The following is a 583-nucleotide window of genomic DNA, read 5'->3' as shown; positions in this document are numbered from 1 at the left end:
GCTGAAAGTCCTCGTGCCTGAGGATAGCAAGCTGCCATAACTTGAAGCGGCAGGGCCTCACTGCCCTGCCGCTTGATGCCTCTCTCAGCGAAGCTCGGTCGAAAAATCATCCGGCGCGCGCGCATCACTGCGGCTGTCGGGATCCATGCCGACGGATTCCGGTTCGCCATAGGCGTGACCACCATCGGCCAACATAGCGATCGCGTCACGAATCTGCATTTCCAGCGGCTCGAATTCGCTGCCGCGATCGATGTCGGATCGCGTGTCAATTTCCCCAGCTAGGGCCGCGAGATGAGCCTGCTTTTCCTCCAATGTCATGGCAGGATTGTTCAAGATGTCGTCGATGTCGTCCTGCGTCACAGGTTGGGAGATACCCGGCCGATCATCGTCGGCCCCGACCTCCGTGTTGAAACCCGTAACGCTGCGGTCGAAACGCCTGATGTCACTCATGGTCATACTCCCGTTGTCTTCGCAGAACGCCTGAAAGGCAGGGAGAGTTGCCTCCGGTGGCACGCGAGCGTGAGTTGGAAATGAAAAAGCCCGGCACGGTGCCGGGCTTGATGTCGTGTATCTCCGCCTGTGC

Annotated in this window: 1 protein-coding gene; it reads right to left on the bottom strand. The window is 59.3% G+C overall.

Annotated features, from left to right (window positions below; genetic code table 11):
• Positions 1-84: 84 nt before the first annotated feature.
• Complete coding sequence (locus NS365_RS23095) at positions 85-450, bottom strand: hypothetical protein (protein ID WP_058602619.1); 366 nt, start codon at positions 448-450, stop codon at positions 85-87.
• Positions 451-583: the final 133 nt, after the last annotated feature.

The organism is Aureimonas ureilytica (assembly GCF_001475935.1).
Lineage (GTDB): Bacteria > Pseudomonadota > Alphaproteobacteria > Rhizobiales > Rhizobiaceae > Aureimonas > Aureimonas ureilytica_A.
The sequence above is the reverse complement of the archived record's forward strand: the minus strand, read 5'-3'. Positions and strand labels throughout refer to the sequence as shown.

Bases quoted from the DNA above. Each gene is read 5' to 3' on its own strand.
- NS365_RS23095 (WP_058602619.1), bottom strand. From the start codon at position 450: ATGAGTGACATCAGGCGTTTCGACCGCAGCGTTACGGGTTTCAACACG.